This is a genomic window from Parasaccharibacter sp. TMW2.1890, assembly GCF_023337645.1.
Taxonomy (GTDB): domain Bacteria; phylum Pseudomonadota; class Alphaproteobacteria; order Acetobacterales; family Acetobacteraceae; genus Bombella; species Bombella apis.
Genome location: NZ_NWUV01000001.1, coordinates 71,418 through 86,052, shown reverse-complemented (window position 1 = coordinate 86,052; position 14,635 = coordinate 71,418). Strand labels below are relative to the sequence as shown.

Annotated in this window: 18 protein-coding genes; 13 read left to right on the top strand and 5 right to left on the bottom strand. The window is 60.5% G+C overall.

Translation table 11 applies throughout. From position 1 onward, the window contains the following. Positions 1 to 6 precede the first annotated feature (6 nt). Positions 7 to 2,004: a type IIA DNA topoisomerase subunit B gene (locus CPA54_RS00440; protein WP_408902131.1), complete on the top strand. Its 1,998-nt coding sequence runs from the start codon at positions 7 to 9 to the stop codon at positions 2,002 to 2,004. 65 nt (positions 2,005 to 2,069) lie between these two features. On the opposite strand, the gene CPA54_RS00435 is transcribed toward CPA54_RS00440, so the two are convergent. The 3 genes from CPA54_RS00435 to CPA54_RS00425 all read right to left on the bottom strand — a co-directional run bounded on the left by CPA54_RS00435 (position 2,070) and on the right by CPA54_RS00425 (position 4,935). Beyond that, positions 2,070 to 2,906 carry an aldo/keto reductase gene (locus CPA54_RS00435; RefSeq protein WP_043561701.1) on the bottom strand — a complete coding sequence of 279 codons (837 nt, stop codon included), beginning with the start codon at positions 2,904 to 2,906 and terminating at the stop codon, positions 2,070 to 2,072. 116 nt (positions 2,907 to 3,022) lie between these two features. Continuing rightward, on the bottom strand, positions 3,023 to 4,153 hold the full coding sequence (dinB, locus tag CPA54_RS00430; protein WP_249085352.1) for a DNA polymerase IV: 1,131 nt from the start codon (positions 4,151 to 4,153) through the stop codon (positions 3,023 to 3,025). Between the two features lie 17 nt (positions 4,154 to 4,170). Continuing rightward, positions 4,171 to 4,935, bottom strand: coding sequence for a LexA family transcriptional regulator (locus CPA54_RS00425; RefSeq protein ID WP_249085351.1), 765 nt, complete (start codon positions 4,933 to 4,935; stop codon positions 4,171 to 4,173). Between the two features lie 245 nt (positions 4,936 to 5,180). Between CPA54_RS00425 and CPA54_RS00420 the strand changes: the two genes are divergently transcribed. The 4 genes from CPA54_RS00420 (at position 5,181) to CPA54_RS00405 (ending at position 8,224) form a co-directional block, all read left to right on the top strand. After that, a complete protein-coding gene (locus CPA54_RS00420; protein WP_043561032.1) occupies positions 5,181 to 5,828 on the top strand; it encodes a hypothetical protein in 648 nt (215 codons plus the stop codon). A 299-nt stretch (positions 5,829 to 6,127) separates the two neighbouring features. Then, positions 6,128 to 6,532 (top strand): hypothetical protein, encoded by a 405-nt coding sequence (locus tag CPA54_RS00415; protein ID WP_043561037.1) that lies wholly within the window; start codon positions 6,128 to 6,130, stop codon positions 6,530 to 6,532. Then, positions 6,522 to 6,980 (top strand): hypothetical protein, encoded by a 459-nt coding sequence (locus CPA54_RS00410; RefSeq protein WP_249085350.1) that lies wholly within the window; start codon positions 6,522 to 6,524, stop codon positions 6,978 to 6,980. The genes CPA54_RS00415 and CPA54_RS00410 overlap by 11 nt, the downstream gene beginning before the upstream one ends. A gap of 14 nt (positions 6,981 to 6,994) precedes the next feature. Beyond that, positions 6,995 to 8,224, top strand: a complete 1,230-nt coding sequence (locus CPA54_RS00405) for a PBSX family phage terminase large subunit (RefSeq protein WP_081562625.1) — start codon at positions 6,995 to 6,997, stop codon at positions 8,222 to 8,224. A 12-nt stretch (positions 8,225 to 8,236) separates the two neighbouring features. On the opposite strand, the gene CPA54_RS09155 is transcribed toward CPA54_RS00405, so the two are convergent. Continuing rightward, entirely contained in the window at positions 8,237 to 8,368 is a 132-nt protein-coding gene (locus CPA54_RS09155) for a hypothetical protein (RefSeq protein ID WP_256462226.1), read from the bottom strand. Between the two features lie 36 nt (positions 8,369 to 8,404). Between CPA54_RS09155 and CPA54_RS00400 the strand changes: the two genes are divergently transcribed. From CPA54_RS00400 to CPA54_RS00375, 6 genes are all read left to right on the top strand, one after another. Further along, positions 8,405 to 9,841, top strand: a complete 1,437-nt coding sequence (locus tag CPA54_RS00400) for a DUF1073 domain-containing protein (RefSeq protein ID WP_154980962.1) — start codon at positions 8,405 to 8,407, stop codon at positions 9,839 to 9,841. Further along, complete coding sequence (locus CPA54_RS00395) at positions 9,838 to 10,767, top strand: DUF2213 domain-containing protein (protein WP_052349251.1); 930 nt, start codon at positions 9,838 to 9,840, stop codon at positions 10,765 to 10,767. The genes CPA54_RS00400 and CPA54_RS00395 overlap by 4 nt, the downstream gene beginning before the upstream one ends. A gap of 35 nt (positions 10,768 to 10,802) precedes the next feature. Further along, positions 10,803 to 11,303 (top strand): hypothetical protein, encoded by a 501-nt coding sequence (locus tag CPA54_RS00390; RefSeq protein ID WP_249085349.1) that lies wholly within the window; start codon positions 10,803 to 10,805, stop codon positions 11,301 to 11,303. Positions 11,304 to 11,359: 56 nt separating this feature from the next. Then, positions 11,360 to 12,385: a hypothetical protein gene (locus tag CPA54_RS00385; protein WP_052349250.1), complete on the top strand. Its 1,026-nt coding sequence runs from the start codon at positions 11,360 to 11,362 to the stop codon at positions 12,383 to 12,385. Between the two features lie 3 nt (positions 12,386 to 12,388). Continuing rightward, the gene (locus CPA54_RS00380) at positions 12,389 to 12,802 is read left to right on the top strand and encodes a hypothetical protein (RefSeq protein ID WP_181005249.1); all 414 of its coding nucleotides are present in this window, start codon (positions 12,389 to 12,391) and stop codon (positions 12,800 to 12,802) included. Between the two features lie 66 nt (positions 12,803 to 12,868). After that, the gene (locus tag CPA54_RS00375; RefSeq protein WP_248630321.1) at positions 12,869 to 13,333 is read left to right on the top strand and encodes a DUF4054 domain-containing protein; all 465 of its coding nucleotides are present in this window, start codon (positions 12,869 to 12,871) and stop codon (positions 13,331 to 13,333) included. A gap of 56 nt (positions 13,334 to 13,389) precedes the next feature. Here CPA54_RS00375 and CPA54_RS00370 read toward each other — a convergent pair whose 3' ends face one another. After that, the gene (locus CPA54_RS00370) at positions 13,390 to 13,581 is read right to left on the bottom strand and encodes a hypothetical protein (RefSeq protein WP_043562128.1); all 192 of its coding nucleotides are present in this window, start codon (positions 13,579 to 13,581) and stop codon (positions 13,390 to 13,392) included. Positions 13,582 to 13,718: 137 nt separating this feature from the next. On the opposite strand from CPA54_RS00370, the gene CPA54_RS00365 reads away from it, so the two are divergent. Both CPA54_RS00365 and CPA54_RS00360 read left to right on the top strand, forming a co-directional pair. Next, complete coding sequence (locus CPA54_RS00365; RefSeq protein ID WP_043562126.1) at positions 13,719 to 14,108, top strand: hypothetical protein; 390 nt, start codon at positions 13,719 to 13,721, stop codon at positions 14,106 to 14,108. After that, complete coding sequence (locus CPA54_RS00360; RefSeq protein ID WP_249085348.1) at positions 14,054 to 14,635, top strand: LIC_12616 family protein; 582 nt, start codon at positions 14,054 to 14,056, stop codon at positions 14,633 to 14,635. The genes CPA54_RS00365 and CPA54_RS00360 overlap by 55 nt, the downstream gene beginning before the upstream one ends.

The window sequence follows — 14,635 nt, the reverse complement described above, 5'->3', positions numbered from 1 at the left end:
CACAGGATGGCCGATATGTTCGAGCAGGGTTCCACACCTGCCCCCTCCCATGTACAGCCAGCTGAACAGTATGATGCCGGGGCCATTGAGGTCCTTGAAGGGCTGGAGCCCGTACGCCGTCGCCCTGGCATGTATATCGGGGGTACGGACGATGCGGCCTACCACCATCTTGCTTCCGAAATCATTGACAACGCCATGGATGAAGCCGTGGCGGGTCATGCCACGACCATTGAGGTCTGTCTGGAAGACGCCCACACCCTGATGGTCCGTGACAATGGCCGTGGGATTCCGACTGACCCCCATCCCCGCTTCCCGAAAAAATCAGCCCTTGAGGTCATTTTCACCACGCTCCATGCGGGGGGGAAATTCTCTGGCAAATCCTATGCCACATCAGGCGGTCTGCATGGTGTGGGCAGCTCTGTCGTCAACGCACTGGCCTCCCATCTGGAAGTCGAGGTCTACCGCAACCGCAAGGGATGGCGACAGACTTTCTCCCGTGGTCTGCCAACCAGTACGCTGGAAAGCACAAAACCTGCCATCCAGCGTGGCACGATGGTGCGTTTCACCCCGGACAGTGACATTTTCGGCCCCCTGCATTTCTCCCCGGCCCGCCTGTACCGCCAGTGCCAGATCAAGGCAGCGCTGTTCCGGGGGGTCAGCATCACATGGTCCTGTGCCCCGGAACTTCTGAAGGGGGACAATGCTCCACCAGCCGAAGCTGTCATCGCCTATCCAAATGGTCTGGAAGATGCCCTGACGGCTGATCTTGGTCCCTCACCTGCCCTGCTTACCCCCCTCTGGGCTGGTGAGGCTGAGCTGCCTGTGGCTGCCGATGGCCAACCCGGTGGGCGTGTCGAGTGGGCTGTTGCCTTTCTCGACCAAGGAAACAGCGCTCTCATTTCCTACTGCAACACCATCCCCACACCACAGGGTGGCACCCATGAGAACGGCCTGCGAGCGGCACTCGTCAAAGGCTTCCGCAACTGGGGGGACCAGCGCAAGATTCGCCGTTCCAGCACCATCACGGCGGAAGATGTGCTGGGCACCATCAATGCCCGTCTGTCCGTCTTCATCCGCAACCCACAATTCCAGGGACAGACAAAAGACAGGCTGACCACACAGGAGGCCAGTCGCCTCGTGGAAGGTGCCCTGCGGGACCGGATCGACCACTGGCTGGGGGGCAATCCCCAGCAGGCTGACAGTCTGGTCAGCTATATGGTCGAACGGGCAGAAGAACGCCTGCGCCGCCGTGAAGCCCGTGAAACAACCCGCAAAACGGCGACAAAGCGCCTGCGTCTGCCCGGCAAGCTGACAGACTGCTCCCGCAGCAATGCCCATGAGACGGAAATCTTTCTCGTGGAAGGCGAATCAGCCGGGGGGTCTGCCCGTCAGGCCCGTGACAGGGAAACACAGGCCGTTCTGCCCCTGCGGGGCAAGATACTCAATGTCGCCTCTGCCACACAGGAAAAACTGCTGGCCAATACGGAGCTGAAAGACCTGATCGAGGCACTTGGGTGTGGCTTTGGCAAGACTCTCGACCTTGAAAAACTGCGCTATGGCCGCATCATCATCATGACAGATGCTGACGTGGATGGCGCCCATATCGCCTCCCTGCTGATGACCTTCTTCTTCCGGGAGATGCCGGACCTCGTCCGGCAGGGGCACCTCTACCTGGCGCAGCCACCACTCTACCGGCTCACTCATGGCAGCAAGACCGTCTACGCCATGAACGATCTCGACCGTGACCGCAGGTTGAAGACGGACTTCAAGCCCAATGCCAAAGTTGAAATTTCACGCTTCAAAGGGCTGGGGGAAATGCCGGTTTCCGACCTCAAGGAAACCACCATGTCCCCTGCACGCCGCACACTCCTGCGTGTAACCGTCCCGACAGAAGACAACCTGATGACCCGCAGACGGATCGAGAGCCTCATGGGCCGCAAGCCTGAGCTGCGCTTCCAGTTCATTCAGGAGCAGGCCCAGTCGGTCAATCTTCTCGATATCTGACACGCCCGAGCATCCCCGGAAACAGGAAAAGGCGCATCCCACAAACAGGATGCGCCTTTTCCATGTCAGCCGAATACCGGATTCGCCGGATTCTCTCCCATGCGGCCATCCGCCCTATGGAGCGTGGCGATCGCCGCCATCTCCTGCTCGGGCAGGACAAAATCGAACAGGTCCAGATTCTCTGCCATGCGCTCCCGATGAACTGATTTGGGAATCACGATCACCCCATTCTGGAGGTGCCAGCGCAGAATCACCTGTGCCGGGCTTTTGCCGTGGCGTCTGGCAATATCACCGATCAGCTCGTTGTTCAGTACAGTCCCCTTGCCCAGAGGACGCCACGCTTCGGTCTGAATTCCCACGCTTTTATGAAAAGCCCGCAACTCCTCCTGCTGGAAGAAAGGATGAATCTCGATCTGATTGACGGCAGGCACAACACCTGTCTCATCCATGATTCGCTGGAGGTGATCTTTCTCAAAATTGGACACGCCGATAGACCGGACACGCCCCTGTTTCTGCAGGTCGATCAGAGCCTTCCACGTCTCCACATACAGTCCCTGCTGCGGCATTGCCCAATGAATGAGGTAGAGATCCACCACATCACGCTGCAGCAGACGGGCACTCTCATCAAAAGCTTTCAGGGTCGAATCATAACCCTGCTCGTCATTCCAGACCTTGGTTGTGACAAACATGGCGGGGTGCCCTTTCAGCCCCTCGCCAACTCCCGCCTCATTGCGATACAGCCGGGCCGTATCCACGGCCCTGTAGCCCAGCTCTATGGCTGTTCTGACAACATCAGCTGTTTCATCAGGCGGTGTTTCCCAGACACCAAGCCCGATCCACGGCATGGCATGACCATCATTCAGCTGTACACAGGATGCAGCATCCTTGGGAAAATCACTCATGTTCCCTCCCTGATTCTGGGCGACACGGCACTGACCACCAGCCAGTGCCGCCGGTTCATTCATCCTCGCTCTTCCCGAAAGATCAGGCAAGCCATTCTCCATGCACTCCCGGGAGATCAGACAGTCTGCTCAAACAGACCCATCTGTACCGGCAGGGAACGGTCCTCATACGACACCAGCGAGGAAATGGTCAGTCCCAGCAGTCGCACTGGCCGGTCCAGCGGAAAGAAACTGCGCAGAATTTCCAGAGCCACTGGCAGCAATACGCACTCATCGGCGGCAGGGAAAGCCATTGAGCGAGCCCGGGTTACCGTATGAAATCCGGCATAGCGCAACTTGAGCGTAACGGTCCGTCCGGCAAGGCGCTTCTGCGCACAGCCAGCAGCCAGTTTGCTGACAATCGCTTTCAACGTCGCTGCCAGCCTGTCCCATTCAGCCACGTCATGCGGAAAGGTTGTCTCCGTTCCCAATGACTTCCTGGGCCGGTTGACCTCTACCGGGCGATGATCCTGACCTCTGGCGATATCATGATAGAACTGGGCTGAACTGCCAAAATGCTGCCTCAACTCCGGTACTGTCCATTTTCTGAGGTCCGCTCCCGTGTGGATTCCCAGACCATGCATCCGCCGCGTGGTCGCCGGCCCCACACCATGGAATTTCTCCACAGGCAGATCCGCCACGAAAGCAGCGCCCTGCCGGGGGGAAATCACAAAAAGCCCGTCGGGCTTTCGCTGCCCCGAAGCCAGTTTGGCCAGAAAACGGTTATACGATACCCCCGCTGAGGCCGTCAGCCCTGTCTGCTGCCGAATATCCCGCCGGATGGCTTCAGCAACGGCTGTAGCAGATCCATAAGGAGGCCACTGTTCCGTAACATCCAGATAGGCCTCATCCAGCGCCAGCGGCTGTATGAGCGCCGTATAATGCCGGAAAATGGCATGAATCTGAGCCGAGACAGCACGATAGACGTCAAAACGGGGAGGAACGAAGATCAGCTCCGGGCAACGTTCCAGTGCCATGTGCGAGGGCAAAGCGGAACGTACACCAAAGACACGGGCCTCATAACTGGCAGCGGCCACGACACCTCTACCCGACCCACGCCCCACAGCCACTGGCCTGCCACGTAAAGCCGGATTGTCCCGCTGCTCGATGGAAGCATAAAACGCATCCATGTCCACATGCAGGATCCGCCTCGCAGCGTCATCAGCCCTACCCTCTTTCACCCTTTCCAACCCCGCCAGATGGGACATGCCTGCCTCAGCCCCTCTCACGATCTCTGAAAAGATGCCGTTGGCATCGGCACATAACTGCCGACAACCAGCGCAAGGATGGTTACATCCGGGCTCTCAGCAGCGCTGTGGCAGACCGTATCACCCGGTGCAGGCAGGATGATCGGTGACTGAAACTCCGGCTCGGTACTCTGGGGCCAGAGAACCATCTGCCCGCTTTCCTTGACCTGAACCGCCTTTATGGTGGCCTCGAAACCATCCGACACTCTGGAACGTTGCATGGCGACCACATAATCCCCATTACGGGGCCGGCGTCCCAGCTCGGAAAAATTGATGACGATAACCACCGAACCATCCTGAAACACACGGTTCATGGACTGCCCCTTCACCATCAACCCGTATCGCTTCAGACCGGGATAGGCTGCATCGTAAGGAATGGTGATCGCATACTGGTCTGGAAGAGGCCATTCATGTGCCTCCTTCCAGACCCCGGCCTGCACCTCACCACAGACCTGCACCTGCGAAACAGGCAGATTAGGAGACGGCGCTGGCTGTTCGACTGTCTTCTGCTCTTCAGACCTGCTGATCTCTGCTACCAGCGGACCAACCGGCACACCCAGCACCTGGGCCAGGGCTGCCAGTTTGTCCGTACGGGGGAGATGTTTGCGCCGACGCATGTCCCGCAAAAAATCCACACCAACAGCAGGATTGATCTCACGGGCTTTCAGACAGGCCCGCCTGTCGGACAATCCCTGGGCCGCCAGAAGGGAATCCAGATGCGACAACAACGATTCAATAGACATGGTACGGGGATTATCCCTCTTTCCTGCGTATGTCCAGACAGGGGACACCTTAGGTCCTGTTAATTTTTCTTGACATTTAAGGGTATATCCCCGCATCCTCAGAGCAATTCCTTACAGGAGGCTCTCCGACACTCAATCTGCCAAGGAAGAAATACCCTCACTGCTTTCATCCTCTCCATATGACCTGATTGTCATGGGGCCATGCCCCATTACGGACCATAACGCAGTTTTCCGGGAGAATTCCTTTGTCTCGCATCACGCACATCACGACCACCCCGACCCGGGAGCGGACCCGCAAGCCCGATTATGAAATCATCGGCCGCAGGCGCCGCCGTGCCAACACTCTTGGTGCCCTCTCCTCACGTCTGACTGCTGATGTCATTTCTGAAGCAGAACAGTGGGTCAAGGACTGGATGCTGGCCGAACACGGCTATCTCGACATCATGAAAAATGGCGGCGCCCCCGCACAGGCGGGGAATGTCTTCACCTTCAATGCATTGCAGGGCAAAGCCTGGGGGCGGCTGAACGCCTTCCGCCGCCATGCGGGACGGGCCCGACACCAGCTGCTCGTAAACATGCTGGGACTCGGCTGGTCCTTTTCTTCCCTCGGCTCCAAACTCTATCCCGATCTGCACCCAGACAGTGCCCGCAAAAAGGCTTCGGAAGAGTGCGCCGCCACACTGGAAATGCTGGCCGCCTTCTGGCAGGGACAGAGACGCGAAAAAGCCAGACAGGCTGTCACCATTGCCCGGGAACATCGCAAAGGGCTCGACATGATGACCCTGTCCAGACGCTATCATCTGGCCCCTGAAGGTCTTGAGAAGATCATCCGGCATGGCGAGATCATCCTGAACAAACCCCAGAAGATCACGGCTGCGGAACTCCGCAACTGACCATGGCACCCGGATTGCTTTTTTCCTGTTGACAGCTTACCCGCTTTAGCCTATAAAAAGGACATCATCACGAGCCGTGCGCCCAGAGGGGTGTACGGCTTTTTTCATGACTGCTGTTCCAAGACAGACAGCTTTTCTTTCCCTTCAGGATGGATTCCGCAAACCACCGCCCTTCCCGGCGGTGCGACCCCATGCGCCATGATCCACCTCCACTGCACCACCGAGGCCCATCCTGCCGGACATGCATGATCCGGCTTCCATGCCCGGCACCTGCATTCATTAAAAACGGACTTTCTTCCATGGCTCACATGCCTTCCTCCCCCGCCGAGCAGCCGCTCGGCCGCGGCCGCATCGTTCTGACCAGACGCGGCCTCTGCACCGTTCTTGCCGAAGAGGGCAACAGTCTTGTTCTCTGCCCGATCCACGAAGCTCCAGCCCTGACACACAGGGCCGACATTCCTCTGACATGGAGGGATGAACTCATTCTGGGACTGAAACAAAATGCGGTCGTCAGGGCCATTCCCTTCCTCAAGCAGCGTCAGGCCGTCACCCCCCAGCCTGCAAGTCTCTCCGCCTTCACCCTCACCCAGCTCCGCCTCCGGACACACCGGGAACTGCAGGTCAACGCTCTGGAAAGTGACAGGCTGCCCTTCTTCTCTGGCAGACATGCCCGCAACCGCCTTCATGCGACCCATGTCTCATGACACGCCCCGCAAAAAGCCTGTCTCCTTCTCGCAGAAACTCTTTGATGAAATGATGGAAGACCTCATGCTCGGCACTCCCCTGCATGACATCTGCTCCGGCGCACGGCGCCCCACCCTGCGCAGCTTCTATCGTTGGCTCCAGAAACATCCGGCCCTCCTGCCCCGTTATCGCCGGGCACGGGAACTGTCTGCCGACAGTCTGGAAAGCACCATCCTCTCCCATATCAGGGCCATGCCAGAAAAAGCTGATGCGGCCACGGTCAATTTCCACAAGCTGAGGTTCGACATGCTCCGCTGGATCATGGCCCGCCGTGCCCCAAAGCGGTATGGCGACCGGCAGACCATGGAACATGCCGGGCATGATGGCGGCCCCGTACACACCATCCAGCGGCTCATCATTGATCCCGCTGCTCCGGGCACAACACCACCGGACACATCACCGCAATAAAATGCAGGGGCCTCATGACAACAGACCGGGTCACCATCATGACACCCCGGGCCTTTGCGCCCCTTCTACAGCCTGCCCGCTATAAAGGCATCTGGGGAGGACGAGGTTCCGGGAAGTCCTGTTTCTTTGCCGGAATGCTGATCGAACAGGCCACACTGCGCCCCGGGTTGCGGGCGGTCTGCATCCGGGAAATCCAGAAATCCCTGACTGTTTCCGTTCACCAGCTGCTCCGGGACACCATCGCACGCCTGAACCTGTCCCACCTCTTCACAGTTTTGGACAGGGAAATCCGTACACCCGGCGGCGGTGTCATCCGCTTCCAGGGGATGCAGTCCCACAATGCCGAAACCATAAAATCCCTGGAAGGAATGAACATCGCCTGGGTGGAGGAAGCGCAGTCCCTCTCGGCCAGGTCCCTGAAACTCCTGCGCCCGACCATCCGCCAGCCCGGTTCCGAACTCTGGTTCAGCTGGAATCCCAATCATCCCTCCGACCCTGTGGATGCCTTCATGCGTGATCCTGCCACGGAAGGTGACCCCTCCTTCATCACGATCCGGGCGAACTGGTCAGACAATCCGTGGTTCCCAAATGTTCTGGACCAGGAACGAAAACGGGATCAACATCTGCGACCACAGGACTATGGCCATATCTGGGAGGGAGGCTATCAGCTGCATCACGAAGCCCTCATCTTCCCCGACCGCATCACGGTTGAAGAGTTCCGACCCCCCAGCAACTGCCGCTTCCATTTTGGAGTGGACTGGGGCTTCTCACGGGACCCCACAGCCGTCATACGCTGCTTCATTCACGAGGACATCCTCCATATCGACCATGAGGCAGGCGGCACCCACATTCCACTGGACCACCTGCCTGCCCTGTTCGACAGGATACCGGGCATCCGCCACTGGCCCATCCGGGCAGACGGTGCCCGGCCGGAAACGATCAGTTACCTTCGCACCCGCCATCATTTCCGCATCAGTGCCGCCCGAAAATGGCCCGGAAGCGTACAGGATGGCATCGAGAGGCTGCGCTCCTTCCGGTCCATCCGCATCCATCCCCGCTGCCAGCAGACAGTCCGTGAGTTCCGCCTCTACCGTTACAGGTCGGACCCGCTGACAGGCGATGTCCTCCCGCAGGTGGAAGATGCGAACAACCATTACATCGACGCCCTGCGTTACGCTCTGGATGGCCTCATCACCAACCAGTCCCCCCTGCCGGATTTCTCACGGTTTGCACCACCTACCTGATGGACATGGCTCTCACGGATGACCCAGCGCCCAGACCAGCCATCCCCCTACGGCTCCCCCCAGTATCAGCCCACCCAGAAGGGCCAGCAGAAGCATCCGTCCGGCAATACGCTGTGATGATGCCTTCCAGTCGATCCATCTCATGACACGTCTCCTTTCCGTTACAGATAGGCCTTGCCCATGCCCGGTTTTTCTCTCACCCGTCTGTTTGAAAAACAGCCCACAACAACCGCACGCCCCCGGCAGGAACCCGCCGCTCCACGTCACACCAGTATGGCCGGGAAGACAAGTCCCCACTGGCTGACCCGCCTGTGGCGGGCCTCCCACACCATCCCTACACCCGATGACAGAGAGACAGCCACGCCATTCTCCCCCTACCGGCCACCACCGGGCGTCGTGCCGGAAGGGCATGACCAGCCCGGCATGGATTCTGCCCCCACGGCCATGATGGACATGGCCTGCTGGGCCATGGGACAGACGGCAGCCCAGCCATCATGGATGGCCGACGGGCTTGGTTTTCTGGGGTATCCGACCCTCGCCCAGATGGCCCAGCGGGCGGAGTTCCGCAAACCCTGTGATGTCATCGCACGGGAAGCCACACGGGAATGGATCAGCCTCAGCACGCACAACCCAGACCATCCCTCTCCGGCTCTTCCGTCGGATCCCGCAGCCCGCCTTCATGCGCTGGATGTGGAGATGAAACGGCTGAATGTCCGCGAGCTTCTGCACCAGCAGATTCTGGACAGCCTGCTCTACGGCATCGGCCACATCTGGCTCAACATGGCTGACACGCCCCGCACGACCTATGGGCAGACACTCCCGCTGCCCCTTACCCCCCACGGGGTCCGCAGGGGAACTCTGGCCGGGCTGAAAAACATCGAACCGGTCTGGACCACGCCCAACGCCTACAATGCCGACTCTCCCCTGCAGGATGACTATTACCGGCCCCGCAACTGGTGGGTGCAGGGTAGCCTTGTCCATCGGGACAGGCTCATCAGCATGGTGCCTTATGGCGTATCCGACCTCTTCAAACCGTCATTCAATTTCGGCGGGATGAGCCTGACACAGCAGCTGCGCCCCTATGTCCACAACTTCCTGCGGACCCGCAACAGCATCAGCAACATCACGACCAATTTCTCCAGGCTTGTCCTGAAGACCGACATGGGCGGCCTGATGGCCACCGGCACCAGCGACGAGGCCGACCCGACAGCCTCCATCACGGGGCGGGCCTCCTTCATGCAGAAAATTTCCGAAGGACAGGACATCATCGTGGCCGACCGGCAGAACGAGGATGTATCCATCGTGGCCACACCCCTGACAGGGCTTGCCGACCTCCAGTCCCAGGCCATGGAAGCCATGGCCTCCATACCCGGCATACCGCTCGTAAAGCTCTTCGGCATCACCCCCAACGGGCTGAACGCCTCCTCCGCTGGAGAAATCAGGGTGTTCTACGATGAAATCGCCGCCTTTCAGGAAGCCCACATGCGGCCCGTGCTGAGCCGCCTGCTCACCCTGATCCAGCTCAACCTCTGGGGAGACACCGACCCTGCGCTGGAGATCACCTTCAAGCCCCTCTGGCAGCAGACCACACAACCACAGCCATCCGAGGCCTCATGACCATTCTCGCCTATGACCGCACCGGGTCCGTCCGCAGTTTTGATGACAACGGACGCCTCCGTGTGGAACGGACCCCCATCAGCAAGGCCAACATCTGCCTCTATCAGGGGCGGGAAATTCCCGACCATGCCCGGCTGGGCCTGAACCCGGACCAGTCCTACCGCCTCCTGCGGGACCCGAAAGAACTGGAAAAGGCGGCAGACAGTTTCAACTCCCTGCCTGTTCTGGAGGAACACGTCCCCACCAGTGCGGATGCCCACCCAAGGGAGCTGACGGTCGGCTCCACCATGGACAATGCCCGCTTCGAAAGCCCCTACCTGACGGTCGGCATGGTCATCTTTGATGGTCCTGCCATCACCCGCATCCAGTCCGGTGACCAGAAGGAACTGTCCTGCGGCTACGCCTATGAGGCGGACATGACACCGGGCACCCATGAGGGCCAACCCTATGACGGACGCATGGTCAACATCCGGGGAAATCATATTGCTCTCGTAACAAAAGGACGGGCCGGCCCTGACGTGCTGGTCCATGATTCTTCAGCCACAGGGAAAGCAGCCACCACCATGACACGGAAAGACGACACGCCCACCGCCGAGGCACCCCACCATGAAGAGGCGGAATCTGCCCTGAACGAGGCCATCCAGAAGGCCCTTTCCGCCGACCGCGCCCTGCGCCAGGCCACGGAGGAGGCACGCCGCCTTGTCCGCCCCCTGGTCGGAGAGGTTCATGGCATGGAAAGTGCCGATGACGTCTACCGCTATGCCCTCCGGCAGTCCGGCATGGCAGCGGACAGTCTCGCCGCCATCAATCAGGCCGGTCTTCATGCCCTCGTCCAGACCCGTCTGGAGGCCATGACTCCACCCATCACGCACGCTCCTGCCGCTGATGAAACCGCCACCGGGTATACGGCCCCACGCCGTTACTGACCCCATCCCTGCCCAGATTTACAGAAAGCACATCCATGTCCGATTTCCAGCAGACTGTCTCCTACACATGGCCGCAGGGTTTTCCCGGAGCCCCGGCCAGTGCCAACCCCATCCGCACGGCCATCGCCCCGGAAGGCGGATTCATCGCCGGAGAGGGCGGGCTGACCATTGCCCGTTTCGTCTGGCGTCATGAAGACGGCGTGAGCCTGAGCCACACCGGCACCACCACACCGGCGGGCTTCCTCTACCGTTCGCAGCAGGGGCTGACGACGCAGTATCTCCAGTCCGCCACCATGACCCTGCCGCAGGGCTTCATGGCCAGCCTTGCTGAGGGCGGAGACTTCTGGGCCGTGGCCAGCACGGCAGCCACGGCGGGACAGGCCGTCTATGCCTCCACAGGTGACGGCAGCCTCCAGACGGCCCCGGCAGGCAACACACCGCAGGGAACCGTGGCCACAGGCTGGACGGTCTCCCGTGGCGGCAGTGCGGGAGAACCGATCATCATTTCCGGCCCCATGCACCCCATGACGGCCTGACCCCTCTTCAACCCGCCCGCCCCTTCTCCGCTCCCGACCACAAGCAAGGTATCACCATGCCCCACTCCATTTCTTCCGCCATGCTGAAACGTGACTTCGGCATTCATGGCGTGCTTGACCACGCCATGGCCTTCGACAGCGCCGTGACGGCTCCCAATTCCGGCATTCCGTCCATCTTTTCCACCTATGCCGACCCTCGCACCATCAAGGCTCTCATCACACCCATCCGGGCCGAGGCCATCTATGGCCAGGGCCAGAAAGGCGACTGGCTGACGGACACGGCACAATTCCCCTTTGTCGAACTTTCCGGCCAGACAGCTTCCTACGGGGACTATGACAGCTCCGGGGACAGTGACGTCAACGCCAACTGGGTGCAGAGGCAGTCCTTCCATTTCCAGACATGGACCCGCTGGGGAGAACGGGAGGCGGAACGCATGGGGGCGGCACGGCTGGACTGGGTCTCCCGCAAGAATGAGGCGTCCATCTCCATCCTGAACAAGACGAGCAACCGCATCAGCCTCTTCGGAATGGAAGGTCTCCAGCTGCGTGGTGCCCTCAATGACACAGCCCTGCCACCGGCCATCCAGCCCACCCCGAAGATTGCTCCTTCCGGAGCGGCAACGGGCAGCAGCGACTGGCTGAGCATGACCGACCCGATGCAGGTCTATGCCGACATTCTCAAGGCCTTCCAGCAGCTTTCCGAACAGATGGGCGGAAATGTCACGCTGGAAAGCCCCCTGACCCTCGTCATTCCGACGGAGCGGCAGCAGTGCCTGCTGTACACAAACCAGTTCCGTGTCTCCCTTCGTGAACTGCTGCGGGAGAACCTGCCCAACCTGAAGATCGAGACCCTGCCGGAAGCCGGCAGTACGCTGTCTGGTGGTCTCAGCAAGGTCACGCAGATGCAGCTCTTCCTGCGGGAGGTGGACGGGCAGGAAAGTGTCACCACCGCCTTTACCGAGAAGCTGCGTGCCCATGCGGTCGAACGCTACAGCTCCTACATCCGCCAGAAAAAATCCCAGGGCACATGGGGAACCATCTGGTTCTACCCGGTGGCCTGCGTCACCATGACAGGAATCTGAACCATGGCCGATACTGTCACCGTCCTCTGCCGTCTGCCTTCCGGCATCCGGCTCGACCTGCATGACCTCTCCAGCCTGAGCGAACGGACACAGGCCACGGCCCCCGTCATGACTCCGCCACAGGCCCGGTCCTCCATACTGCTGAATGGCATCCGGCAGGACCCGCTCTACCATCCCGTGGAAAACCGCCTGCTCGGGCGGGCAGGACGGACCACTGTGCCGACCAACTTCTGGAAAGCCTGGCTGGAACAGAACAGGCAGAGCGACCTCATCACCCGGAAGATCATCTTTGCCGAAACCACGCCCGCCCGTGCCGACAATGCCATGGCCGAACTGGCCAAGGACCGCACGGGGCTGGAAGGGGCTGACAACACCACCCTGGCCGAAGGTGTCACCCCCATGCAGAAAACAGCCTGACCACCCGCCCGTGCCTTATGCCCTCCAGCCAACGGCACGGGCCTCCAACCGGGAGACAATGCCACCATGACGGACTCCTCCCCCCCAGGGCAGGTTACCTTTTCCTATCAGGACTGGCTCGCCGCCTATCCGGCCTTCGTCGGGCATGTCAGTGCCGGGCAGGCGGAAAGCTTCTTCCAGCTGGCAGAACTGATCCTCAACAATACGGGCCGTTCCCCTGTCCGGGACATGACACGACGCAGGACGCTGCTCTGGCTGCTGGTAGCGCACCAAGCGCAGCTCTTCGCCACCGAAACACCAGCCCAGTCTGGTGAGGCCACCGGCAGCCCGCCAGCGGCACCGCCAGTCGGACGGGTCGCCTCCGCCACACGGGGGGCCGTCTCCATCACACTGGATGGCAGTGCCCTGCCAAGGCAGGCCGGGTGGTTCAGCCAGACACAGTATGGACTGATCTTCTGGCAGGCCACGGCCCCCCTCCGCCAGATGCGCTTCCTGCCTGGCCAGGCACATCCAGCCTACCTCTGGCCCTGATACGGAAACGGCCCACCCCAGAAGGGTGGGCCGTCTTCCATCATCACCTGACGCTCTCAGTGCCAGAGCAGCTTCCAGACAACATAGGCGAACAGGAAAGGCACCACGAGATGGACCAGCGTACCGAAGGTGATACGCTTGCCATCACCGGCCCGCATCATCAGGAAAATGGTCCGTGTCAGAGAAAGCAGACACAGGATCAGCACCACGGCAAACAGCACGGCCTTGCCGGTTACAGCACCATACATACGATCTTACTCCTGTCTCACTGGCTGAACACGCATCCGCAACCAGCCAGAACTGGCCGTAAGGTGGCGCAGTCATGCGCTTTCGTCAATCCAGTCCCGCCTGACCGGTTTCACCACCTGATGGAAGGCCAGACAGCATGAATCTCTTCTCTCTCGCCAGCAGCGTGACAACCACCATCAACCCGCTTCAGCCTGCCATTCTCCGCCGCATGACAGGCAGCCAGATTGCCGCCGATTACAGCACGACCCCGCTTCATGAGGACATCCCTGTGCTGATCGACATCCAGCCCGCCCCGGCCACTCTCCTCCAGCTCATTGGCGACATCGCCCAGCAGGGAGAAAGCCGCACCGTCTTTCTGCAAGGCAGCGCCCATACTCTCAGTCGCCCTCTGCAGAGCGGGGGCGACAGCCTCCTGTTTGAAGGATCGGAATGGCTGGTCACGAAAATACTCGAACAATGGGGAGCCAATGAATGGTGCCGCCTGATCGTCACCCGCCAGATTCCATGCCGGCAGAGTTCCAGCTGACCCCGACAGACAGCACGGTCATGCAGATGCTGGGAGACTGGCTGAAAGCAGAAATTCTGCCTGAAGGCTGGGGCCTCTTCCAGGGCCAGCAGAACCGTCTGCCCATGCCTTCAGGCAGCCATCTCGTCATGCAGCCAACCACACGCTGTCCGCTCGCCACCAACAGCCATGGCCATGATGAAGAAGGCGTCACCATCTCCCAGCCCGTGGAACTGTCCATCCGGCTCACCGCCCGTGGGCCTGAATCCCTGACGGTTCTGGGCGGTGTCAGCACCCTGTGGCGGGACCGGCGGACCGTGGCGTGGTTCCGCCACAGACGGCCTGACATCGCCCCCATAGACACCGGGCCCCTCACGCAGCAGGACTTCACCAGTGCAGAACAGCAGTATGAGGCCTCCGCCACCCTGACACTGCGTCTCGTCATCATGACCACCCTGAAACGCCCGGCCGAGACGGCCACAGCCCTCGGCATGGCCTCCATGGTGGAAGCCACCCTGGCCACTCCCCTCCCATCTGCCGACCACTGA